Raw genomic sequence first — 23,812 nt, 5'->3', positions numbered from 1 at the left:
CCTTTCGGGTTGGAAGTTACCGGCCCCGGTTGCGGGGGGCGCGTTTGTCAAAGCGGGCTGCGATCCATTCGCCAAGCGACTGGACCAGTTGCACAAGCACGATCAGGATGATGACGACAGCCAGCATCACCTCGGGCATGAAACGCTGATAGCCGTAGCGGATGCCCAGATCGCCCAGACCCTCGCCGCCGACCGCGCCGACCATGGCCGAATAGCCGATCAGGCTGACCACGGCGAGCGTCAGGCCGAGGATGATGCCGGGCTTGGCCTCGGGGATCAGGACCTTGCGGACGATCTGCCAAGGGGTTGCGCCCATGGCGCGGGCGGCCTCGATCAGACCGGCATCGACCTCGCGGATGGCGGTCTCGATCAGGCGGGCGATGAAGGGGGCGGCGGCGATGGTCAGGGGCACGATGGCGGCCGTGGTGCCGATCGAGGTTCCGGCGATCAGGCGCGTCAGCGGGATGATCGCCACGACCAGAATGATGAAGGGCGTCGAACGCGCCGCGTTCACGATCAGGCCCAGCATCTTGTTGAGCCAAGGGGCCGACAGCAATTCGCCCTTGCGTGAGGTCGCAAGGAAGATCCCCAGCGGCGCGCCGATCAGCGTGCCCAGCAGGGTCGACATGGCGACCATGTAAAGCGTCTGCAGGGTCGATTCCAAAAGGATCGGGATGAGGTTAGCCGACATAGCCAAGCACCTCCGTCAGAAGGCCGTGTTGTTCAAGGAAGCGGCGGGATTCATCAAGACGGCCCATGGGCAGGCCGACGATCAGGCTGCCGAAGGGCTTGTCGCCGATTTCCTCGATGGCACCGGCAAGGATATTGACGCTGACGCCGCGCTCCGAGGTCAGGCGCGCCAGCATCGGATCGGTCGCATGCTGCCCGGTGAAGGTGATCTGCACGACCGCCTCGGATTGCAGGCTTTCGGGTTCGTCGCGCAACTGGCCCGCGACGAATTGCGGAACCGCGACGCCGGTCACGCCCTGCAAGAAGCTGCGGGTGGTGGCATGGGTCGGGCGCGAGAAGACGGAATAGGTCTCTCCGGCCTCGACGATCTGACCAGCCTCGATCACGGCGACATGGCTGCAGATATCGCGCACGACGGCCATTTCATGGGTGATCAGCAGGATCGTCAGACCCAGATCGCGGTTGATGTCCTTGAGCAGGTCCAGCACTTGCCGCGTGGTGTCGGGGTCAAGGGCCGAGGTCGCCTCGTCCGACAGCAGCACGCGCGGGCCGGTCGCCAAGGCGCGGGCGATGCCGACGCGCTGCTTTTGCCCGCCCGACAGTTCCGCCGGATAGCGGTTCGCCTGCGCGGTCAGCCCGACGCGGGTGATCAGTTCCTGCACGCGGCCCGAGATTTTCAGCGGATCGACGCCCGCGATCTCCAGCGGCAGCGCGATGTTTTCGGCGACGGTGCGCGAGGCCAGCAGGTTGAAATGCTGGAAGATCATCCCGACCTCGCGGCGGATGCCGCGCAGCGCCGCATCGGATGCCGCGCCAACATCGTGACCGTTCACGATGACCTTGCCTTCCGAGGGGCGCTCAAGCCCGTTCACCATGCGCAGCAATGTGGACTTGCCCGCGCCAGAGCGCCCGATGATACCGGTGATCGCGCCCTGCGGCACGTCGAGGGAGATGTCCTGCAAGGCCACGACATCAGCTGCTCCGCGCTTCTGCGGATAGCGGCGCGTCACGCCCTGAAATGAGATTGCTGGCTCTGCCATGGGTCCTTCCTGAATGTCAGGCGTGACCTATGCGCGGGAATGTGGTCTTTGCAAGGGGCACTTGGCCTGCAAATTGCTCATATTGTTCCATCCGGGGCATGCCGGATGGAACTTCTTTCCTGATCGCCGGATTACGCGGCGGAAAGGGCCGTGATGATCGGCCCGAAATCGGCCGCCTTGAGGCTTGCGCCACCGACCAGCGCGCCGTTTACATGGGGCGTCGCGAAGATCTCGGCGGCGTTCGAGGGCTTCACCGAGCCGCCGTAAAGCAGCGACATGTCGGCCCCGTCAGGAAAGCGGGCGCTCAGACGCTCGCGCATCAGGGCATGGACCTCGGCGATTTGCTCATTGGTCGGGGTGCGGCCCGTGCCGATGGCCCAGACTGGTTCATATGCGATGACGGTATTGGCGGCGGTCGCGCCCTCGGGAATGGAACCGGCCAGTTGGGCCGAGATCACGTCCAGCGTCTCGCCGGCGTCGCGCTGCGCCTCGGTCTCGCCGACGCAGATGACGGCGACCAGACCGGTTTCATAGGCGGCCAGCGATTTCGCGGCGACTTGGGCGTCGGTCTCGGCATGGTCGGTGCGGCGTTCCGAGTGACCAAGGATAACATGGGTGGCACCGGCATCCTTCAGCTGCTCCGCCGCGATGTCGCCGGTATGTGCGCCCGAGGTCTTGGCGTGGCAGTCCTGACCGCCAACCGCCAGCTTGCCGGCTGCGCGTGCGGACATCGCGTGAACCAGCGTCGCGGGCGGACAGATCAGGACATCGCAACCAGAGGTCGGCAGGTCGGCCGCCAGCCGGTCGATCTGATCCAGCGCTGCGAAAGTTCCGTTCATTTTCCAGTTGCCGGCAGCAAGTTTGCGCGGGGCCATCAGCCTCTCCCTTTTCATCATGTTTGAAAGGGGATTAGGCTGCAGTCCTCGCGCGATCAAGCCAGCCTTAGGGATGTGTGCGCTAACGGAGGGAAGAAAGTTCAGAGTTTGGCGCGGGAGCCTTCGAGTGCGCCAAAGCTGATCGACTCGCCGCAACCGCAACTGTCGGTTACGTTCGGATTGCGGAATTTGAAGCCGGATTCCAGCACTCCGCTTTCATAGTCGATTTCGGTCCCGAACAGATACATCTGCGCCATCGGGGCGATCAGCACGCGGGCCTTGCCTTGTTCAACGACTTCATCGCCGGGGGCGGGGGTCTCGGCCAGTTCCATCGTATATTCCATGCCCGCGCAGCCGCCCTTCTTCAGGCCGATACGCAGCCCGCTGGCGGATTTCGCGGCCATCAGGCGCGCAATCTGGCGCTCGGCGGCTTCGGTGATGGTGACGGGGCTTTTGCCGGGGATCGAAAACATCGGGTCTTCCTTGTTCGCTTGCTTTCACATAAGGGCAGGCACTCGCCGTCTCAAGGGGTGCTTGACTTTGCCCCTGTCGCGGCTATAAGCGCCGCTTCATTGGTGTTGGTGGACCCCGCAAGGGGAACCCTGTCGGGCCGATCCATTGGGTCGAGGCCAAAGGACAACGCCCTTCGAGAAGATAACACAAGAAGGAGATCAGCGATGACCAAACGCACCGCTGCCAAGTATAAAATCGACCGCCGCATGGGCGAGAACATCTGGGGCCGCGCCAAGTCGCCGCTGAACAAGCGCGAATACGGCCCGGGCCAGCACGGTCAGCGCCGCAAGGGCAAGCTGTCGGACTTCGGTACCCAGCTGCGCGCCAAGCAAAAACTCAAAGGCTACTACGGCGACCTGACCGAGAAGCAATTCCGCCGCATCTACGCGGAAGCCGAGCGCGTTAAAGGCGACACCGGTGAGAACCTGGTTGGCCTGCTCGAGCGCCGCCTGGACGCTATCATCTATCGCGCCAAGTTCGTTCCGACGATCTTCGCCGCCCGCCAGTTCGTGAACCACGGCCACGTCGAAGTGAACGGTAAGAAAGTGAACATCGCTTCCTACCGCGTCAAAGAAGGCGACGTTGTCTCGATCCGCGAGCGCTCGCGTCAGCTGGCCATTGTGCTGGAAGCCGTCTCTCTGACCGAGCGTGACGTTCCGGACTACCTGGAAGTCGACCACAACAAGATGACCGCGAACTTCGTCCGCACCCCGGCTCTGGGCGACGTGCCCTATCCGGTCGTGATGGAACCGAACCTGGTCGTCGAATTCTACGCGAAAAACTGATCCTTTTCGGATTTCGGTTTTCAGGGCCGTCCCTTCGGGGGCGGCCTTTTTTATTTGTCGCGAATAAATTTACATCCAGTAGTTGTTTAAATATCGTCACGTTGCATTCTTAAGGAGATAGATGTGGCAAGGGTAATTCTTCACAAATCATTCAATCTTGCGGCCCCGACCAGTTTCACTGGGTTTTGGGATCATAACGAGGAGATCGACGGCGACGATTTTATCTACGACGATAACGTGCGGATATCTTCTGAGGATCATACGCATGGTGATGACCGTCTGAATGGTTTTTCCCTTTCGCAGGATGACCGACCCGTATTCAGCATCACGCAGGCAAATTTTTTCACTCCGGAATCACTAGAATACAGCATCGAGAATGGAGACCTTCTGCCCATGGTGCGCCTTGCCTTGGCCACGGCAGATCAAATTACGGGATCATCCGGCTCGGATACCGTGAACGGCTTTGGCGGACATGATTTTATTAGCGGAATGGGAGGGAATGACAGGCTGCTGGGTGATACCGGCAATGACACCCTGAGCGGCGGGTTGGGCAACGATACCCTCCTGGGCGGCTGGGGCAATGATGTCATTCATGTCGGACAGAACGCGGATGTGGTGAACGGCGAAGCCGGAATCGACACTTTGGTCATCGCAAACGCTGCGAATGTTACGTTTAACCTCGGGATTGCCGGAGTTCAGCGGTTCGGCGCGGCCTCGGTCGCGGCCCAGAATGTCGAGAATATTACTACAGGTGCAGGCGCTGATCGCCTCACCGGATCGGCGGTCGGGAATGTGATGAATGGCGGTGCCGGAGCCGATATTTTGAGCGGCGTTGCGGGCAACGACCAACTGATCGGCGGATTGGGCAATGATACCCTGATTGGTGGTGAGGGAAATGACCGGTTGTCGGGGAATGACGGCAACGATCTGCTGATCGTCGGTCTCGGCGCAGATATCGTGGATGGCGGCGCTGGCTCCGACACGCTTAGCATCGCATCCCGCCACGTGGCGGTTACGATCAATCTGGGGGTGACGGCGGCGCAAAGATGTGTAGGTGGCAGCGTTGCGATCAGCAATATCGAAAACCTGACTACGGGATGGGGGGCGGATCGCCTGATCGGCTCGGCCCATGCGAACACCCTGAACGCTGGTGCCGGCAATGACGTGATCAATGGCGGCGCAGGTGCGGACCGTCTGTTTGGCAGTTATGGCAACGATCGCCTGATCGGGGGCGTGGGCAACGATACCCTCTCGAGCGGGTTCGGCGTGGACACTTTTGTTTTCTCCAGCGGCGCGCAGAATGATCAGATCACCGACTTCAAGGACGGGCGTGACCGGATCGAATTCGTGTCAGGAGCCGAGCGTTTCGCGGACTTGCGGATTGTTGATCTGGGAGCGGATGTCCGGATCACATACGGTGCCGACAGCATTGTGCTGAAAAACGTGGATCACAATCTGATCGAGGCCTCGGACTTCGTGTTCACTTAAGCGTGGCGGCATGGTCCGGATTTGCGCCCGATGCAAGTTCCCGCACCCGGTTGGTGGGGAAGTTTGTTCGATCACATTGGCCGGAAATCCGGGCATTGCTCATTGCAACCTGTCAGGCATTGGGTCATGCGAGTGGCGATATTCGTGGATGTCGGGGAGTGAGATGCGTCTTGTGATCGGCCTGATGGCCCTTGGGTTGGCCAACCCTGTGTTTGCCGAGGACGGCCCATCCGCAGAGGAACGCCTCTGGACCTGCGAGACCTCAATTGCGGGCGAGAAGACCGAGATCAACTACGTCCGCGACGCCGAATTCCGCGAGAATGTCGGCAAGCTGGAGAAGAACCTGTCGGGCTGGGGCAAGATCACCTGTCCGGGCTATGTTTCGTTGCGCGAGATATTGCGCCGCAATGCGATGACCGATGACGGTTCCTATTGCCTGCTGTGGGACAAGGCGGGCGACACCTATGTCGGCGCGCAGATCGGAGAGCGCAAGGGCAATGCAGTCTGCCGCAAGACCTTCTGCGAGAAGGTAAACGGCGCGCGTTCGGCGACGATGAGAAGCGCGAATGACCTTGCGGTCGCCGGATATGATGCTGTCACGCAGCGGCCGGGGGCGACAATTCTGGCGGCGACCTCAAGCGGGGTTGTTGGCATGGCGCAGGCGGCGGGAACGGCTGCGGCGACGGCGGCGGCAGGAGTCGCTGCCTCTCCGGTGGCGGTTGGCTCGCTGGTGGTCGGGACGGCGGCTGCGGGCGGCACCATGTGGTATTGCGCCGAAGAATAAGTCGAAAATGCCGCCGCGAGTGTTCGCGGCGGCATCTGTCGGTTCAGCGCAGGACGGTTTTTGCGGCCTCGACCAGCTTGGCGCGGGCTTCCGGCGTGTCGGAGGGCTCGCTTTCGCCAAAGACCGCTGCCATCCAGTGACCGTCTGTCGGGTTCGGCAGGATGATGAAGCGGCGGCCGAATTCCTCTCGGTCCTCCTCCATCGCCTTGATGCGCGCGGCGACGTCGCCCTTGATGTAATATTTGCGCTGGAAGTCGTTCAGGTTGTCGCCCAGATAGACGACCGGCGTGAACTTCTCGGCCAGTTCCTTCTGCTTCGGCTCTTTGTTCGAGCTGTTGGTCAGGACGGTCAGATGCGCCTCGTCGGCAAAGGGCAGGCCGAGCGTCTTGAGATGCCCAAGCGCGTATTCATAGGTCTTTTCGCCCTGATCGCGGCTGGTGATATAAAAGACCTCGACGCCTTTTTCCTTGCAATATTCGAAGAACTCCTTGGCGCCCGGCGCGATGACCAGATCGTTCTGCGGCACCCACGCGTCCCAGATCGGATCGTCGAAGAAGGCTTTGCCCTCGCCCGTCAGTTTCGACCAATAGGGCAGCGGCAGCAGCACGGTGTCGTCCATGTCGGTGAAGACGGCCAGCGGCTTGTCGCCCTCCTTGCGGGCGGCCAAAGCGGCATCCACGCGGTCGCGGGCGATATTGTAGCCTTGATGGTAGAGCGCGCGGTATTCGGCGGCAGTCTGTTTCCAAGCGACCGCGTAAAGCAGCGCATTGGCCGAGGCATCGGTGGCTTCATCCGCATATCCGGGCGCGGCTGCGGCAAGCGCGAGCGTCGCGGCGATGACGGAAAAACCCTTTTTGAGCATTTGTTTGCGTCCCTGTTGTCACGAAGCTGTCACAATTGACGGGACGTATCAGGAACGCAAGCGGGCAATACGGAAGGCCCCGGATTTCTCCGGGGCCTTCGGATTCAGGCTTTCGCCAGATTGCGCAGCACGTAATGCAGCACGCCGCCGTTTTCGAGATATTCGATCTCTACCTCGGTATCGACGCGGGCTTTCAGCTGGATCACTTTCTCGGTGCCATCGGCATAGCGGATCGTGGCCGGGACCAGCGAGAGCGGTTTGAAATCACCCTCAAGCCCGTCGATCGACACCGTTTCGGTGCCCTTCAGGCCCAGCGTCTTGCGATTGTCGCCGCCGGTGAACTCGAAGGGGATGACGCCCATGCCGACGAGGTTCGAGCGGTGGATGCGCTCGAAGGATTCCGCGATCACGGCTTTCACGCCCAGCAGGTTCGTGCCCTTGGCTGCCCAGTCGCGCGACGAACCTGCGCCGTATTCGATGCCGCCAAAGATCACCAGCGGAACGCCGGCATCCTTGTAGGCCATCGCCGCGTCATAGATCGAGGTCTGCGCGCCATCGGGACCGGTCGTGTAGCCACCTTCGACGCCGTCCAGCATCTCGTTCTTGATGCGGATATTGGCGAAGGTGCCGCGCATCATGACTTCATGGTTGCCGCGGCGCGAGCCGTAGCTGTTGAAGTCCTTCGGCGCGACCTGACGCTCGGTCAGGTAGACACCTGCGGGCGTCGTCGGCTTGAACGAACCGGCGGGCGAGATGTGGTCGGTCGTGATCATGTCGCCCAGCAGCGCCAGGACGCGCGCGCCGCTGATATTGTGGATCGCGCCCTTTTCCTTGCCCATGCCCTGGAAATAGGGCGGGTTCTGGATATAGGTCGAACTGGCCGGCCAGTCATAGGTCTCGCTATCGGTGACCTTCACGGCCTGCCAGCGCGCGTCGCCCTTGAAGACATCGGCATATTTCGACCGGAACATCTCACGCGTGACGATGGTGTCGACCAGCTCGGCGACTTCCTTTGAGGTCGGCCAGATGTCTTTCAGGAACACAGGCTTGCCGTCGGCAGTATGGGCCAGCGGCTGGGTCGTCAGGTCGATGTTCATGTCGCCCGCGATGGCATAGGCCACGACCAGCGGCGGGGATGCCAGATAGTTCGCGCGCACGTCGGGCGAGATGCGGCCCTCGAAGTTGCGGTTGCCCGACAGGACCGAAACCGCGACCAGATCGTTCTCGTTGATCGATTTCGAGATTTCGGGTTGTAGCGGACCCGAGTTGCCGATGCAGGTGGTGCAACCGAAACCGACAAGGTTGAAGCCAAGCGCGTCCAGATCTTCCTGCAGGTTCGCAGCCTTCAGGTATTCCTCGACCACCTGCGAGCCGGGGGCCAGCGAGGTTTTCACCCAAGGCTTGCGGGTCAGGCCAAGGGCGCGCGCCTTGCGGGCGACCAGACCCGCAGCCATCAGCACATAGGGGTTCGAGGTATTGGTGCAGGAGGTGATCGAGGCGATCACGACCGAGCCGTCATGCAGCTTGTAATCCTGACCGTCGACGGTGCCTTCGTTATAGCCCTCGTGGTGGCCCGCCAGATCGGACGGGGCAGGGGCGCCGCCTTCCGAGTTCCAGCGCCTTTCGCCATTCGCGGTGGGTTCCGGCAACTTGCGGGTGTCGCAGATGTATTTGCGGAATTCCAAAGCCGAGTCGGTCAGCGCGACGTGATCCTGCGGACGTTTCGGACCCGAGATGGCCGGGACGACCGATCCCTGGTCCAGTTCCAGCGTCGAGGAATAGACCGGGGCGTAATCCGCCGTGCGCCAGAAGCCGTTCGACTTGGCATAGGCCTCGACCAAAGCGATGCGCGATTCCTCGCGGCCGGTCTGGCGCAGGTAGCGCAGTGTCTCATCGTCGATCGGGAAGAAGCCGCAGGTCGCGCCATATTCCGGGGCCATGTTGGCGATGGTGGCGCGGTCCGCCAGCGGCATGTTGTCGAGGCCTTCGCCGTAGAATTCGACGAATTTGCCGACCACGCCATGCTTGCGCAGCATTTGGACGACCTTCAGAACGAGGTCGGTCGCGGTCACGCCTTCGGACAGCGCGCCGGTGATCTTGAAGCCCACGACTTCCGGGATCAGCATCGAGATCGGCTGGCCCAGCATCGCAGCCTCGGCCTCGATCCCGCCAACGCCCCAGCCCAGAACGGCAAGGCCGTTGACCATGGTGGTGTGGCTGTCGGTGCCGACCAGCGTGTCGGGATAGGCGACCTCGGTGCCGTTCTGGTCCTTGTCGGTCCAGACGGTCTGGGCCAGATATTCAAGGTTTACCTGATGGCAGATTCCGGTGCCCGGCGGCACGACGCGGAAGTTGTTGAACGCGTTCTGGCCCCATTTCAGGAAGGTGTAACGCTCCATGTTGCGCTCGTATTCCAGCTCGACGTTCTTCTGGAAGGCGCGGGGGGTGCCGAATTCGTCGATCATCACCGAGTGGTCGATGACCAGATCGACCGGGTTCAGCGGGTTGATCTTCTGGGCGTCGCCGCCAAGTGCCTTGATGCCGTCGCGCATGGCGGCAAGGTCAACCACCGCCGGAACGCCGGTGAAGTCCTGCATCAACACGCGGGCCGGGCGATAGGCGATCTCGCGCGGGTTCTGGCCGCCAAGCTTGGCCCATTCGGCGAAGGCCTTGATGTCATCGACGCTGACGGTGCGGCCGCCATCCTCGAAACGCAGCAGGTTCTCCAGCACGACCTTGAGCGAGGCGGGCAGTTTCGAGAAGTCGCCTAGCCCTGCCTCGGTGGCAGCGTCAATCGAGTAATAGGCGATTGTCGATCCGCCGACTTCAATCTGGCGGCGGGTTCTGGCGGTGTCGCTTCCGGTTTCGATGGTCATGGCTCGGCTCCCAATCCTTCAAAAGGTGGCTGAATGACGGTATCGCCCCGATATGTGCCCATTTTATGGCAATGGATCAAGGTCGGGGACCGCGTTGTATACCACTGCATGCTGAGATGATGCTGCGGATGCATAATGTGGGTTTCGCGCAACGATCACATGATACGCGCACCCCGCTAACAAAGCATTGATTTGTAGTGAGTGCTAGCGCGGCGTTAGGTGATGCAAGACGAAAATATCGGGATTAATCGGGAATATGGCTTCTGGCTTGGCAACTGCCTGTGTGCGAGCAATGCACGGGCTGCACAGCAAACGGGCGGCCGACACACGACGCCAATTGGCGGTGCTGGTCGTGGCTGCGGTGGCGTTGCTGGGGCAACCGGTATTGGCACAGGAAGGTGCTGGAACCGGCTCGTCACATGGCGGATTTTCCGGTGGCGGTCATGCAAGCGTAGGCGGTTTCACCCAGACCACGGAGCCGGTGGATGATGCGGTCGGGACCATGACGCTGGACGCACCGACCGGTTCGACCTTGTCCGACGGGGGGCGGCAGGCCGGAGCGGAAGATGGAATCGGGTTGATCGAGGCCCCCGAAGCCGGAACGGGCATCGACGGGTCGCTCTTGTCCGGAGTGGCTACCGGAACGATTGACGAAACGACCGGTGTTTCAAGTTTTGCCGAGCGGCGCACCGCGCAGGCCCGCGCCCGCATGGCTGGTCCGATTGGCCATCCTCCGGTCGTGGTCGAGCTTTTCACCTCGCAGGGGTGTTCGTCCTGCCCGCCTGCGGACGAGATGCTCAACGATCTGGCCGACCGCGATGATATCCTCGCGCTGTCATGGCATGTCGATTACTGGGACTATCTGGGCTGGGCAGACGATTTCGCCCGTCCCGAGTTCACCCGCCGCCAGCAGTCCTATGCCCGTGCTTGGGGCGAGCGCGGCATTTATACCCCGCAAATGGTGGTCGCAGGCTCGGATACCCTGATCGCGGTGCGGCCCGCCGATCTGATGGCGCTGGTCGAAAACCAGATGGCCCGTCCCGCGCCGGTTCTGGTCACCTCGCGCGAGCAGGATGACGGCTACCAGCTTGAACTGACCCCGCGCGAGCCGATCCCGAATGGCGTCGCCATTCTGCTTGTGCGCTACGCGCCCCAGAAGCAGGTGGTCATTCGCGCAGGCGAAAATCGCGGCATGCAGGTCACCTATCGCAACGTGGTTCTGGCGGCCGAACGCATCGGCGAATGGGACGGGCGCGCACCCCTGCGGATGACGGTCAGGGCGCAGGCCGAACCGGGCAGCGCTTTCCCGCCAGATACCCGCCATGCCATTCTGGCCCAGATGACAGGACGCGACCGTGAGCGGCGCGCCACGGGGCCGATCCTTGCCGCAATCAAGCTGGACTGATCCTGTCGGCTTGTCCGCGACGACTTTGTGGGCCAGAACACGGCTATTACGATTGAATTCCGAGGCCCAAATGACCGAACCCCGCAAGATCAATCCCTGGCTGAAATCCGCGCTGGAGTTCGGGCCATTGGTCCTGTTTTTCGTCACCTTCATGCGGATGCGCGATAAAACCGTGACGTTGGGCGGGACCGAATATTCGGGCTTCATCTTCGCCACACTGGTCTTCATCCCCGTATTGGTGCTGACCACGCTGGCACTGTGGCGGCTGACCGGAAAGCTGTCTCCGATGCAGATCGCGACGCTGGTACTGGTCATTGTCTTTGGCGGCCTGTCGGTCTGGTTGAACGATCCCAGGTTCTTCAAGATGAAGCCGACGATCATCTATCTGATTTTTGCCGGCTTGCTTGGTCTTAGTCTTGTGCTGCGCAAGAACTGGTTGGGGCTGGTCATGTCCGAGGCGCTGCCCATGTCCGCGCAGGGCTGGCACATCCTGACCCAGCGTATGGCTGTGCTGTTCCTTGGACTTGCCGTCGCCAACGAAATCGTCTGGCGCAGCATGTCGGAAACCGCTTGGGTCAATTTCAAGACTTTCGGCCTGCCGTTGTTGATGGTGGTGTTCTTTGTGCTGAACTCGAAGTTGTTCGAGCGCCACGCCCTGCCGAAGGACGGCGAATAAGGCTCTGGCGCCTCTTGCGCGAATGACCGGTCGGGGGTAACCGAAGCCCCCTACGCACAGGAGTCTGACCATGACCGATAAGCCTCTGCATCCGCGCACGCGCGCCGTCCATCACGGCATTCGCCGCAGCCAATATGGCGAGATGGCCGAGGCATTGTTCATGACGCAGGGCTTTGCCTATGACAGCGCCGAGCAAGCCGAAGCCCGCTTTATCAAAAGCGGTCCGGACGAGTTCATCTATGCCCGCTACGGCAATCCGACCTCGCGCATGTTCGAGGACCGCATCGCGAATCTCGAAGGGGCCGAGGATGCATTCGCGACCGCCAGCGGCATGGCGGCGGTCAACGGCGCGTTGATGAGCTTCGCCAAACCGGGCGACCACATCGTCTCGGCCAAGGCGCTGTTCGGCTCGTGTCTATATGTTCTGGACGTGCTGGCCCGCTTCGGGGTCGAGATCAGCTATGTCGATGGCACCGATCTTGAACAATGGCGCGCGGCGATCCGGCCCGGCACCAAGGCGGTGTTCTTTGAATCCATGTCGAACCCGACGCTGGAAATCGTGGATATCGCCGCCGTTTCCGAACTGGCCCATGCCGTCGGCGCGCTGGTGATCGTCGATAACGTCTTCACGACTCCGGTCTATTCGCGCGCAATCGAGCAGGGCGCGGATGTCGTGGTCTATTCCGCGACCAAGCATATCGACGGCTCGGGACGCTGCCTTGGCGGACTGATCTGCGGCAGCAGACATTTCGTGCGCGAGGTTGCCGAACCTTATCTGAAGCATACCGGCGGCGCGATCAGTCCGTTCAATGCATGGATGATGCTGAACGGAATCGGCACGATGGAACTGCGGGTCCACGCCCAGACGGCGACCGCGCTGAAATTTGCGACCGCAATCGAGTCCGATCCAAAACTGGGCAAGGTGATCTATCCGGGTCTGGCCAGCCATCCGCAATACGATCTGGTTCAGCGCCAGATGGGCGGGGCAGGCGGCACCATGATCGCGGTCGATGTGGGCAGCAAGGAAGCCGCATTTGCCGCGATGAACCGGATGGAGATCTTCCAGATCTCGAACAATCTGGGCGATGCGAAATCCATCGTAACACATCCCGCGACGACGACCCACCAGCGCCTGTCTGCCGAGGTTCAGGCCGGACTGGGGATCACGCCGGGTCTGCTGCGTCTTTCGATCGGGCTTGAGGACGCCGATGACCTGATCGGGGACTTTTGCCACGCTCGCGGATAAATCACGTTAAGATTGTCATGGGGCGGTCGAAACAACCCTTTAATTTCTGTACGCAGACCCTAGATTGTGCCCGTCCTGCCAAGGGAGACGACCGTGACTGAGGCCCGCCCTATAGCTACCGACCGTGCTTACCCCGCGCTATCGCGCGAATATCCTTTGGATTTTCGCGTCGATGACACCTATAAAGCCAGCCTGCCGGATCTGCAAAACGGTCCGGCCAGCCTGATCGTGGGTGCGCGCGCCCCGATCCAGCATGTTGGTATTTCGAATTTCCGCCTACCGATCCACTATCTGACCCGCGAAGGCGGCGAGGTCCTGCTCGAGACTTCGGTCACCGGCACCGTCAGCCTCGAGGCCGATCGCAAGGGCATCAATATGAGCCGCATCATGCGCTCGTTCTATGCCCATGCCGAAAAGCGTTTCTCGATGGATGTGCTCGAAGCGGCTCTGGACGATTACAAGTCCGATCTGGATAGTTTGGACGCTCGCATCCAGATGCGCTTCAGCTTTCCGATGCGGGTCGAATCGCTGCGCTCGGGTCTGACGGGCTGGCAGTATTACGATATTGCGCTGGAACTAGTCGAACGTAACGGCCAGCGGCTGCGCATCGTGCATGTCGATTATGTCTATAGCTCGACCTGCCCTTGCTCGCTCGAACTGTCCGAACATGCCCGCCAGATGCGCGGTCAGCTGGCGACGCCGCATTCGCAGCGTTCGATCGCGCGGATTTCTGTCGCGCTGACGGGCGAAGGACGCCTGTGGTTCGAGGATATGGTCGATCTGTGCCGTTTGGCCGTGCCGACCGAAACGCAGGTCATGGTCAAACGCGAAGACGAGCAGGCCTTTGCCGAGCTGAACGCCGCGAATCCGATCTTCGTCGAGGATGCGGTGCGGGCATTTGCCGGGGCGATGATGTCCGATCCGCGAATTGGCGACTTCCGCGTTGTGGCAAGCCATCAGGAATCGCTGCACTCGCATGACGCGGTCAGCGTGCTGACGCAAGGCGAAACCTTCGCCCAGTCCAGCCTTGATCCGGCGATATTTGCAAGCCTGCGGGCCTGACGCGAACAGGGCGTGAACATGGGCTTCCCCCATGCGCCGGCAGGGGCTATGTTTACGCTATGAACGAATTCGACGATTCCGACGCATTCGAGGCTGCGGTCTCGGTCACTGTTCCCCTGTCGCAGCGCGCGATGGGGGCACGGCCCATGCCTTATCTGGACGGCCTGAACCCCGCGCAACGCGAGGCGGTCGAGGTGCTGGACGGGCCGGTCCTGCTTCTGGCGGGGGCGGGAACGGGAAAGACCCGCGCCCTGACCACGCGCATTGCACATTTGTTGACACTGGGCAAAGCCCGCCCCGGCCAGATTCTGGCGGTGACCTTCACCAACAAGGCCGCGCGCGAGATGAAGGACCGTATCGGCCGCCTTCTTGGCGAAATGGTCGAGGGCATGCCGTGGCTTGGCACCTTCCACAGCATCAGCGTCAAGATCCTGCGCCGCCATGCCGAACTGGTGGGCGACGCCACGCTTCAACTGAAGCCAAGCTTTACCATCCTTGATACGGACGACCAGATCCGGCTGCTGAAGCAGTTGATCGCGGCCGAGAATATTGACGAAAAGCGTTGGCCCGCGCGGCAATTGGCCGGATTGATCGATGGCTGGAAGAACCGCTGCCTGACGCCTCCGAACCTGCCGAAAGGCGAGGGGCAGGCATTCGATGGGCATGGTGGTAAGCTTTACGCAGCCTATCAGCGCCGGCTGCTGGAATTGAACGCCGTCGATTTCGGCGATCTGCTGATGCATTGCGTCACGGTTTTTCAGGCCCATCCGGACGTGCTGCACCAATGGCAGGACCGTTTCCGCTATATTCTGGTGGACGAGTATCAGGACACCAACGTCGCGCAATATATGTGGCTGCGCCTGCTGGCGAAGGCGCATCGCAATATCTGCTGCGTCGGCGATGACGACCAGTCGATCTATGGCTGGCGCGGGGCCGAGGTCGGCAACATCCTGCGCTTCGAGACCGATTTCCCCGGCGCCAAGGTGATCCGGCTCGAGCAGAACTACCGCTCGACCGCGCATATCCTTGCTGCTGCCTCGGGGCTGATCGAGGCGAACAAGGGCCGGCTTGGCAAGACCCTTTGGACCGAGGCCGAGGGCGGTGAACCGGTCCGCCTGATCGGCCACTGGGACAGCGAAGCCGAAGCGCGCTGGATCGGCGAAGAGATCGAAGCGTTTCAGGGGGGGCATCGCCACTCGGTCGGTCGCCGCAGTTTGAACGACATCGCGATCCTTGTGCGGGCCAGCCATCAGATGCGGGCCTTCGAGGACCGCTTCATGACCATTGGCCTGCCATATCGCGTGATCGGTGGTCCCCGTTTTTACGAGCGGCAGGAAATCCGCGACGCCATGGCCTATTTCCGGCTGGCGGTCAGCCCGACCGACGATCTGGCCTTCGAGCGGGTGGTGAACCTGCCCAAGCGGGGCCTTGGCGACAAGGCCGTGCAGACTATCCAGCGCGAGGCGCGCGAGCGTGGATTGTCGTTGTTGGAAGGCGCGGCCTCGGCGGTGGCCGTCGGCGCGCTTGGTGGCAAGGGCGCTGCGGCGCTGCGCGTCTTTGTTGAAGGGATGGGGCGTTGGCATGCCGACGCCATCGACACGAATGTGCGGCATGTCGAACTGGCCGAGCGGATTTTGGACGAATCCGGCTATACGGCGATGTGGCAGAACGACAAATCCCCGGACGCGCCGGGGCGGCTCGACAACCTGAAAGAACTGATCAAGGCTCTGGAAGAGTTCGACAACCTGCAAGGGTTCCTTGAACACGTTGCATTGGTCATGGACACCCAGAAGGACGAGCAGGCCGAGGAAGTGTCGATCATGACGCTGCACGCGGCAAAGGGTCTGGAATATCCCGTTGTCTTTCTGCCGGGGTGGGAAGACGGTCTGTTCCCCAGCCAGCGCAGCATGGATGAATCCGGAATGAAGGGCCTCGAAGAAGAGCGCCGCTTGGCCTATGTCGGCATCACGCGGGGTGAGGCGCTGGTCACGATCAGTTTTGCCGGAAACCGCCGGATGTACGGGCAGTGGCAGTCGAGCCTGCCGTCGCGCTTTATCGACGAATTGCCCGAGAAACATGTCGAGGTTCTGACGCCTCCGGGTCTGTATGGCGGCGGATATGGGGCGGCGGCGCAGACCTTTGCACAATCCAGCATGCATGAACGCGCGGCCCATGCCGATGTCTACAACTCTCCGGGATGGCGGCGGATGCAAGAGCGTAGCGCGACGCGGGTGCAGGCCACGCCTCGCGTACCGGTGACGATAGATGCGCGCGCGACTGTCAGCTATTCGGTCGGTGATCGGGTGTTTCACCAGAAATTCGGCAATGGCACCGTCAGGGGCATTGCCGAGGATACGCTGACCGTCGAGTTTCCAACCGGCTTCAAGACCATCAAGGCAGGTTATGTGCAGCCGTCAGGTCAGGCCGGTAATCTGGATGACGTACCGTTCTAAGAACCTCGTGGCGTCGACGCGCGTTTGATTTCCTCATGGAAGGAGATCTTGCGATGTTGAATATCGAGATCGACGAAACGACGAATGTCATAGAGGCGCGGCCCGAAGGAACGCTGGCCGCATCGGAATTCGAAGCGTTGGGCAAGGCAATCGACGACTATGCGAGCAAGCGTGGTCGCATGCCGGGATTGGTGGTTTTCCTGAAGGGCGTGCCGCATTGGGACGGGCTGTCGGCGTTGCGCGCCCATTTCGAGATGGTTCGGAAACATGCCTCGGTTCTGCCGCGTGTGGCGGTGGTGACCGATGTCATGGGGCTGTCGTTTGTGCCGGGACTGGCCGATATCTTTGTGCGCGCCAGATTGCGGCATTTCGACGTGAAGGATCAGTCCGAGGCAATCGCTTGGGCCGGATCACCCGAGAACGAGCCGGAAGGCTACCAGTTGATCGAGGGGTTCCCTGATAATGTCATCGCAATCCGGGCTTTGGGTGAAGTCACCTCGCGCGATTACGAGGATCAGCTGATTCCCTTGGTTCGCGAGAAAGCCGCGCGATTGGGCAAGGTTCGGTTGCTTATGCAACTTGGACCGGAATTCGAGGGCTATTCGGCAGGTGCGATATGGGACGATGCCCGTCTTGGCCTGACCCATTGGCGCAGCTTCGAACGTGTGGCAGTGGTCAGCGATATCGGCTGGATCACCCGGTCGGTGAAGCTTTTCGCGCCGCTCATGCCCAGCGAGGTCGCAGTCTTTCCCAATGCTGCCATGGACGCCGCGAAGCTGTGGATTACCGATGCCAAGCCCGCTTAGTGAACGGGTTGCTTGACCATCCCTGCGCATGGCCCTATCTGGCCCATGCGCGGATGGCCGGATGACCGCGGCGAGCAATCGTCGAGGAAAGTCCGGACTCCATGAAGGCACGGTGCCGGGTAACGCCCGGCGGGGGTAACCCTAGGGAAAGCGCCACAGAGAACAGACCGCCCATGCATGCATGGGTAAGGGTGAAACGGTGGGGTAAGAGCCCACCGCGGGACTGGCAACAGGACCGGCAAGGCAAGCCCCACCGGGAGCAATGCCGAATAGGGACCTCGCGCCGCAAGGCAGGGCTGCTTTCGCCCCAGAAGGTCCGGGTTGGCAGCTAGATCCCGTCAGCAATGGCGGGGCCAGAGGAATGGTCATCGAAGGGGGCAACCCCGGAACAAAATCCGGCTTATAGGCCATCCGCGCGTTCTTTCCGACATTTGCTGTTCCGGCATGGCCGGGAAACTTGCGGCGACAGGCCGCAAAAGCACGGTTGTTCGGGTGATTCCCGGTTGACTTTGGCGTTCCGGAAGCTAAAAGGCGGCTTCCAAGAGATTTCACGGGGTTTGCTATACGCGTTTTGCCCCGCAGCAGGAGCGAAGCAAATGGCGAAGCCGACGACGATCAAGATCCGTCTGAACTCCTCGGCCGGGACCGGGCACTTCTACGTCACCAAGAAGAACGCCCGCACGATGACCGAGAAAATGACGGTCAACAAGTACGACCCGGTTGTGCGCAAGCACGTTGAGTACAAAGAAGGCAAGATCAAGTAAGATCTGCCGGATCAGTTACGATCATGCAGGACCGCGCCCCGCAAAGGGCGCGGTCCTTGCTATTTCGGCTAATGGAAATCGCGGGAGGCGGGCAGAATCCTCTGCTGACGCGGATGGCCTGCGCGCGGCGCTGGCAGTCCGGTCGCGCGCGGCGCATCGCCGGTCAGCCGCAACAGTGCGTCCGAGCGGTCGCCAAGCCATTCCGCGACGACATGGGTCACGCCCTCGCCACGCTGGATATGGCCATGCACCTCAAGTAGCCGCGCCGTCATCACGACCTTGCGGAACTGGGCGAAGGTTTTGGGCCAGACGACAAGATTGGCGCTGCCGGTCTCATCCTCGATGGTGATGAAGCAGACGCCTTTGGCGCTGCCGGGCCGCTGGCGGATCAGAACGATTCCGGCCATGCGTAGGCGCGTCCTGTTCGGCAATGCGTCCAGACCCCGCGCCGAGACATAGCCCTGTTTCGCCATGCTGCTGCGCAAGAAGGCGATGGGATGGGCTTTGAGCGACAGGCGCAGCGTCTGGTAATCTGCCGCCACATGCTCGCAAAGCGGCATGGCGGGCAGGGTGATCGGGGGTTCTTCCCCTTCGTCGTCATGTTCGCGAAACAGCGGTAGGTCGGGCGCGTCGCGTAGCGCACGGGCCTGCCAAAGTCCGCCGCGACGGTCCAGCCCCATCGAGCGCAACGCATCTGCCGCAGCGATCTGGCGGATCGTACGGGCGTCCAGACGCGCCCGCCGGTGTAAATCGGCAAGATCGGCAAAGGGACTGTCACGGGCAGAAATCAACCGTGCCGCCTGAGACCGTACCAGCCCGTCGATCTGACGCAGGCCAAGACGCAGCGCGAATCCTTGCCCGCAGGGTTCGAGCAGATTGTCCCAATCGCTGAAATTCACATCGACCGGCAGAACCGGCACGCCATGTTCGCGGGCGTCGCGCACGATCTGGGCGGGCGCATAAAAGCCCATGGGTTGGCTGTTGAGCAGGGCTGCCGCGAAGGCGTCCGGGTAATGGCAGCGCAGCCATGCCGAAACATAGACCAGATGCGCAAAAGCCGCGGCATGGCTTTCGGGAAAACCGTATTCGCCAAAGCCTTTGATCTGATCGAAACAGCGTCGGGCGAAGACCGGATCATAGCCGCGTTCGATCATGCGACCGACCATTTTGTCCTGCAACTCTCCGATCGTGCCCCGAGAGCGGAACGTGGCCATTGCCTTGCGAAGCTGGTTCAATTCGGGCGCGTCGAAATTGGCGGCGATCATGGCGATCTTCATCGCCTGCTCCTGAAAGATCGGCACGCCCAAGGTGCGGTGCAGGATCTTTTTCAGCTCATCCGGATCGCCGTCGCGTGGCGAGGGGTACTCGACGGCCTCGCCATTGCGGCGGCGCAGATAGGGATGCACCATGTCGCCCTGAATCGGTCCGGGGCGGACAATGGCGACCTCGATCACCAGATCGTAGAATTCCTGCGGGCGCAGGCGGGGCAGCATGTTCATCTGCGCCCGACTTTCGACCTGAAAGACGCCGACGCTGTCGCCCCGACACAGCATGTCATAGGTTTTTTCGCAATCCGGAGGAATCGTCGCCAGCGTCAGGTCGTGGCCGTGATGCGCGCGGACCAGATCGAAGCATTTCCGGATGCAGGTCAGCATGCCTAGCGCCAGCACATCGACCTTCAGGATCTTCAACTCGTCGATGTCATCCTTGTCCCATTCGATAAAGCTGCGATCCGGCATGGCTCCGTTGCCGATAGGAACGGTCTCGGACAGCGCGCCTTCGGTCAGGATAAAGCCGCCGACATGCTGGGACAGATGGCGCGGCATGCCGATCATCTCTTCGGCCAGCTTGACGGTTCGCGACATCAGTGGATCGGTCAGCCTGATGCCCGCCTGATCGGGATGGGCCGAGGACATGTCCTCGCCCCAACTGCCCCAGACCGTATTGGCCAGCGCCGAGGTGACGTCTTCGGACAGGCCCATGACCTTGCCGACTTCGCGGATGGCACTGCGCGGGCGGTAATGGATCACGGTGGCGCAAAGGCCCGCACGGTGACGGCCATATTTCGCATAGATGTGCTGGATGACCTCCTCGCGGCGTTCATGTTCGAAGTCGACGTCGATATCCGGAGGCTCCTCGCGGTCCTCGCTGATGAAGCGTTCAAACAACAAGTCATGGATGGCGGGATCGACCGGCGTGATACCCAGCACGAAACACACCGCCGAGTTCGCCGCCGAGCCACGTCCCTGACACAGGATGCCCTGCGCGCGGGCATAGGTGACGATCTCGTGGATGGTCAGGAAGTACTGCGCGATGTTCTTTTTCCCGATCATCGCCAGTTCCTTCAGGATGGCTTCGCGTACTTTCGACGGCACTCCATCCGGATAGCGTCCCTCGGCTCCCTGCCAGGTCAGCGTGGCCAGATGGTCCTGAGCGGTGCTGCCCGAGGGCACGCTTTCGTGCGGGTATTCATATTGCAGTTCGTCCAGCGAGAAACGGCAGCTATCGGCGATCTCGCGCGTGGCGTGGATGGCATGGGGCCAGTCCGCGAACAGGCGCATCATTTCGGTCGGGGACTTCAGGTGGCGTTCGGCGTTTTGGGCAAGGATCAGTCCCGCACGTGTGATGGTCGTCCCCTCGCGGATACAGGTCATCACGTCCTGCAAAGGCCGACGCTCGGGAGTGTGGTAATGCACGTCATTGGTGGCCACGATCGCCAGCCCCAGATCCCGTGCTGTGCGGTCCAGACGGTTGATTCTGGCCCGATCATCGCCACGATAAAGCCAGGTTGCCGCGATATGCGACAGTTGCGGCAGGCGGCGGGCAAGGGTGGGTAAAGGGCCAAGATCATCGTCCGGCAGCCAGATCAGCCGCATTCCTTCGGCATGGTCGGCCAGATCGTCCAGTGAAATGTCGCAGACGCCCTTTTTCTGCCAGCCGCCCGACAGATCCTGCCGTCGTCCCTTCGAGATCAGCGATGACAGCCGCCCATATGCCGCCCGATCCGTCGGATAGGCCAGAAAGCCCGTACCATCCTGAAGCACCAGTCGCGCGCCGATGACCGGTCGCAGGCCAAGCTGCTTGGCTGCGGCATGCAGGCGCACGACACCCGCCAGACTGTTCAGATCCGCGATTCCCAATGCATCATGGCTTTGCATGTAAGCGGTAGAAGCCAGATCATGCGGATGCGAGGCCCCGCGCAGGAAACTGAAGGCGCTGGTGACGGCCAGTTCAACATAGGCGCTGCGCGGATTGGCGCCGTGGGGCAGGGGCAGACTACGGCGCTGGCGTGGCGGGTGTTCAGGCATCAAGCAAAAATCCCGTGCAGGAACCAGCGCGGCGCGGCACCGCGCCCGTCATGGATCAGCCCCTCGCGGTAGATCCACAGACGCAGGCCGGTGGGGTCCTCGATCCGGAAGTAATCGCGCAGGCGTGTGCCAGAGCGGTCGTGCCACCATTCCGGTGCGATCCTCTCTGGTCCGGCGTGCTTTGCGACACGCAAGGTCTGATGACGCCAGATGAACGCCCCCGGAGGACCCTCGGGGATGGCGTAAAGCACACGGATCTCCTCGGGAGGGGTCAGCAGGCGCAGGGGGCGGTCGGCACGGGCCAAAGGTGCGGGTGCGTCCGAAACGGGCGCGCCAAGGATCTGGGAGCGTTCCGGTATATGGCTTTCATAGGAAAGCGGACGGCTGATGGCATCGGCACCGAAACGCGCGGTCAGCCGGTCGATCAGACGGGCCAAGGCCAAACCTTCGGTGTCTTCGCCATCAAGGCCGGGTTGGGCCGCGTTCAGGGGTTCGACCGCCTCTGCGGTCAGGCGGAACACATCGAAGCCAAAGCCGGGGTCGATGTTTTCCAGCTTGCCGTCGAACAGCCGCAACAAATGCCCTGCCTCTCGCGTGGGGGCTGCGGTGCGGGCAGTGACGTCGCATCCCACACCATCGACGCGGAAGATCGACAGTCGCAGTTGGCGGCAACCCTGCGCCTGCGCGGCAAGCTGGTCACAAAGGTCCTTGATCATGCCGGGTAGCCAGTCGCTTGGGTCCATGACCGGATCGGCCAGTCGCGTCTCGACCAGATAGCGGGGCGGAGGTTCGGGCGAGGCCATTGGCTCGGGTCGGCGACCCAGCATCTGGTCCAGACGAAGCAGCGGGTTTTCGGCCAGATTGGCGCGGCCAAAGCGGCGCATCAGCGCCAGACGAGGCACGGCGACCAGATCGGAAATGGTCCTGATGCCCAGTCTCCGCAGCAAGAGAAGAGTTTGCGGATCAAGCCGCAGCGCGGCAACGGGCAGGGGGGCGACATAGGGCAAGGGATCGGTCTTGCTGATGGCACGTTCGCTGCCAAAGCGAGCCAAGCCCCAGGCCGCGCCGCGTGTGGGGGCAATGGCCAGCCTCGTGCTGCAACCAGCCGATGCGAACCGGTCCTGGATGTCGATCAGCATGGCCGGTTCGCCCCCGAACAAATGGTCCGCTCCGCTCGTGTCGATCAGCAGGCCATCCGTTCCGTCCGGCGTGCTCCATGGCCCCCAGCGCCGCGCCCATAGCGCCAGACGAGCGAGCCATTTTGTATCACCGATGTGATCCGCATCAGATATCTTCAATGCGGGACATATTGTTTTCATATCAACAATTCTTGACATTTTTGAAACCCCGGACTCCATCGCCGCGCGGTTCAGATCATGGACAATCTGGCCATGCGTTCCGGCTGTCGCCAATGCGAGTGGCAGGTCTTCAGGCCAGTCGGCGTTCCGGCGCTGCCAGTTCTCGATCGCGAGACGTGGCAACCAGATCGAGACGATTCGCCGCTCGGTCATGGCGTGCCTCCCATAGCGAAGGGGGTGCGCCACGGGCGCGAAACAACTCGGCCAGCCAACGCGGGTCTCCGGGAGCCTGCGGGTCGTCCTGATCCGGTGCCGAGGGCAGGGCCGAGATGCGCCAGCGCATCCGCGCGGCACTGGCCTCGGGCGAGGGGGCCGCGTGGCGGATCAGCCAGCAGGGCACGCGTGACGCTTCTGCACGGAGGGCAAGCCTGCGGCTGGCCGTGAAACTGAGGGCACGGGGCGTGCCATGGATCTCGCCGACGACGGCGGCAAGGGCGCGGCTTTGCAACCCGTCCTCCATTGCGCTGAGCACATCTGTCGGGCGGGTCAGGTCGATCCGTAGCAGGCTGCGTCCCATGCCGGGCAGGAAGGGTGCCCCGAACTCGATCCGGCTGAGTCGGTCTTGTACCCATAGCACGCGTCCTTGAGGCAGGGCCGCGCGAACGAATCCACTTGCCGCCCCGTCCAGAGGGCGGGTTCCGAAGGTTTCGGACAGGACGGGCGTCTGCCACTTCGGAGGGGCAGGCACCAATGGGCCGGACGCCCGCCCGAAAGGCGCGACCCCGAAGAGGAAAGGGTTTGCGGTCATGGATCAGGCTTTATGTTCTCTTTTTGTTCTTACGCGCACCGAGATGATTCGTCAATTCGCGCCCGCTGGAGTT

19 protein-coding genes and 1 other RNA gene are annotated in these 23,812 nt (G+C 62.0%); 11 read left to right on the top strand and 9 right to left on the bottom strand.

What is annotated here, in order from left to right; translation table 11 throughout:
* Positions 1-16 precede the first annotated feature (16 nt).
* The 4 genes from GL286_RS12710 to GL286_RS12695 all read right to left on the bottom strand — a co-directional run bounded on the left by GL286_RS12710 (position 17) and on the right by GL286_RS12695 (position 3,078).
* The gene (locus tag GL286_RS12710) at positions 17-691 is read right to left on the bottom strand and encodes a methionine ABC transporter permease (RefSeq protein ID WP_155095950.1); all 675 of its coding nucleotides are present in this window, start codon (positions 689-691) and stop codon (positions 17-19) included.
* On the bottom strand, positions 681-1,730 hold the full coding sequence (locus GL286_RS12705; protein ID WP_155095949.1) for a methionine ABC transporter ATP-binding protein: 1,050 nt from the start codon (positions 1,728-1,730) through the stop codon (positions 681-683). Before GL286_RS12705 ends, GL286_RS12710 begins: the two co-directional genes overlap by 11 nt.
* A gap of 131 nt (positions 1,731-1,861) precedes the next feature.
* Positions 1,862-2,605, bottom strand: a complete 744-nt coding sequence (gene tpiA, locus GL286_RS12700) for a triose-phosphate isomerase (RefSeq protein WP_155095948.1) — start codon at positions 2,603-2,605, stop codon at positions 1,862-1,864.
* Positions 2,606-2,706: 101 nt separating this feature from the next.
* The gene (locus GL286_RS12695) at positions 2,707-3,078 is read right to left on the bottom strand and encodes a HesB/IscA family protein (RefSeq protein ID WP_155095947.1); all 372 of its coding nucleotides are present in this window, start codon (positions 3,076-3,078) and stop codon (positions 2,707-2,709) included.
* A 204-nt stretch (positions 3,079-3,282) separates the two neighbouring features.
* On the opposite strand from GL286_RS12695, the gene rpsD reads away from it, so the two are divergent.
* The 3 genes from rpsD to GL286_RS12680 all read left to right on the top strand — a co-directional run bounded on the left by rpsD (position 3,283) and on the right by GL286_RS12680 (position 6,175).
* Positions 3,283-3,903 carry a 30S ribosomal protein S4 gene (gene rpsD / locus GL286_RS12690; protein ID WP_155095946.1) on the top strand — a complete coding sequence of 207 codons (621 nt, stop codon included), beginning with the start codon at positions 3,283-3,285 and terminating at the stop codon, positions 3,901-3,903.
* A 393-nt stretch (positions 3,904-4,296) separates the two neighbouring features.
* A complete protein-coding gene (locus GL286_RS22790) occupies positions 4,297-5,391 on the top strand; it encodes a calcium-binding protein (protein WP_155095945.1) in 1,095 nt (364 codons plus the stop codon).
* A 163-nt stretch (positions 5,392-5,554) separates the two neighbouring features.
* On the top strand, positions 5,555-6,175 hold the full coding sequence (locus GL286_RS12680; protein ID WP_155095944.1) for a hypothetical protein: 621 nt from the start codon (positions 5,555-5,557) through the stop codon (positions 6,173-6,175).
* Positions 6,176-6,218: 43 nt separating this feature from the next.
* Here the strand turns inward: GL286_RS12680 and GL286_RS12675 are convergent, their stop codons facing one another.
* Both GL286_RS12675 and acnA read right to left on the bottom strand, forming a co-directional pair.
* The gene (locus GL286_RS12675; RefSeq protein ID WP_155095943.1) at positions 6,219-7,037 is read right to left on the bottom strand and encodes a 5'-nucleotidase, lipoprotein e(P4) family; all 819 of its coding nucleotides are present in this window, start codon (positions 7,035-7,037) and stop codon (positions 6,219-6,221) included.
* A 104-nt stretch (positions 7,038-7,141) separates the two neighbouring features.
* Complete coding sequence (acnA, locus tag GL286_RS12670) at positions 7,142-9,913, bottom strand: aconitate hydratase AcnA (protein WP_155095942.1); 2,772 nt, start codon at positions 9,911-9,913, stop codon at positions 7,142-7,144.
* Between the two features lie 292 nt (positions 9,914-10,205).
* Between acnA and GL286_RS12665 the strand changes: the two genes are divergently transcribed.
* From GL286_RS12665 to rpmG, 8 genes are all read left to right on the top strand, one after another.
* Positions 10,206-11,318 carry a DUF1223 domain-containing protein gene (locus GL286_RS12665; RefSeq protein WP_155095941.1) on the top strand — a complete coding sequence of 371 codons (1,113 nt, stop codon included), beginning with the start codon at positions 10,206-10,208 and terminating at the stop codon, positions 11,316-11,318.
* 70 nt (positions 11,319-11,388) lie between these two features.
* Positions 11,389-11,994, top strand: coding sequence for an inner membrane-spanning protein YciB (locus GL286_RS12660; RefSeq protein ID WP_155095940.1), 606 nt, complete (start codon positions 11,389-11,391; stop codon positions 11,992-11,994).
* 70 nt (positions 11,995-12,064) lie between these two features.
* Positions 12,065-13,240: an O-succinylhomoserine sulfhydrylase gene (gene metZ / locus GL286_RS12655; RefSeq protein ID WP_155095939.1), complete on the top strand. Its 1,176-nt coding sequence runs from the start codon at positions 12,065-12,067 to the stop codon at positions 13,238-13,240.
* 93 nt (positions 13,241-13,333) lie between these two features.
* Entirely contained in the window at positions 13,334-14,302 is a 969-nt protein-coding gene (gene folE2, locus GL286_RS12650) for a GTP cyclohydrolase FolE2 (protein WP_170295171.1), read from the top strand.
* Between the two features lie 59 nt (positions 14,303-14,361).
* The gene (locus GL286_RS12645; RefSeq protein WP_155095938.1) at positions 14,362-16,755 is read left to right on the top strand and encodes an ATP-dependent helicase; all 2,394 of its coding nucleotides are present in this window, start codon (positions 14,362-14,364) and stop codon (positions 16,753-16,755) included.
* A 53-nt stretch (positions 16,756-16,808) separates the two neighbouring features.
* Positions 16,809-17,561 (top strand): SpoIIAA family protein, encoded by a 753-nt coding sequence (locus GL286_RS12640; protein WP_170295170.1) that lies wholly within the window; start codon positions 16,809-16,811, stop codon positions 17,559-17,561.
* 49 nt (positions 17,562-17,610) lie between these two features.
* An RNA gene (gene rnpB, locus GL286_RS12635) (RNase P RNA component class A) lies at positions 17,611-17,980 on the top strand.
* Positions 17,981-18,157: 177 nt separating this feature from the next.
* Positions 18,158-18,325: a 50S ribosomal protein L33 gene (gene rpmG / locus GL286_RS12630; RefSeq protein ID WP_101752137.1), complete on the top strand. Its 168-nt coding sequence runs from the start codon at positions 18,158-18,160 to the stop codon at positions 18,323-18,325.
* 68 nt (positions 18,326-18,393) lie between these two features.
* On the opposite strand, the gene GL286_RS12625 is transcribed toward rpmG, so the two are convergent.
* The 3 genes from GL286_RS12625 to GL286_RS12615 are packed head-to-tail and all read right to left on the bottom strand — an operon-like array spanning position 18,394 to position 23,739.
* Complete coding sequence (locus GL286_RS12625) at positions 18,394-21,633, bottom strand: error-prone DNA polymerase (RefSeq protein WP_155095936.1); 3,240 nt, start codon at positions 21,631-21,633, stop codon at positions 18,394-18,396.
* Entirely contained in the window at positions 21,633-23,144 is a 1,512-nt protein-coding gene (locus tag GL286_RS12620) for a Y-family DNA polymerase (protein ID WP_155095935.1), read from the bottom strand. The genes GL286_RS12625 and GL286_RS12620 overlap by 1 nt, the downstream gene beginning before the upstream one ends.
* Positions 23,062-23,739, bottom strand: coding sequence for an ImuA family protein (locus GL286_RS12615; RefSeq protein WP_155095934.1), 678 nt, complete (start codon positions 23,737-23,739; stop codon positions 23,062-23,064). The genes GL286_RS12620 and GL286_RS12615 overlap by 83 nt, the downstream gene beginning before the upstream one ends.
* Positions 23,740-23,812: the final 73 nt, after the last annotated feature.

Origin of the sequence: Paracoccus aestuariivivens (genome assembly GCF_009711225.1) — a bacterium.
Classification (GTDB): domain Bacteria; phylum Pseudomonadota; class Alphaproteobacteria; order Rhodobacterales; family Rhodobacteraceae; genus Paracoccus; species Paracoccus aestuariivivens.
Note: the sequence above shows the minus strand (reverse complement) of the source record. Positions and strands in the feature narration are given on the sequence as shown.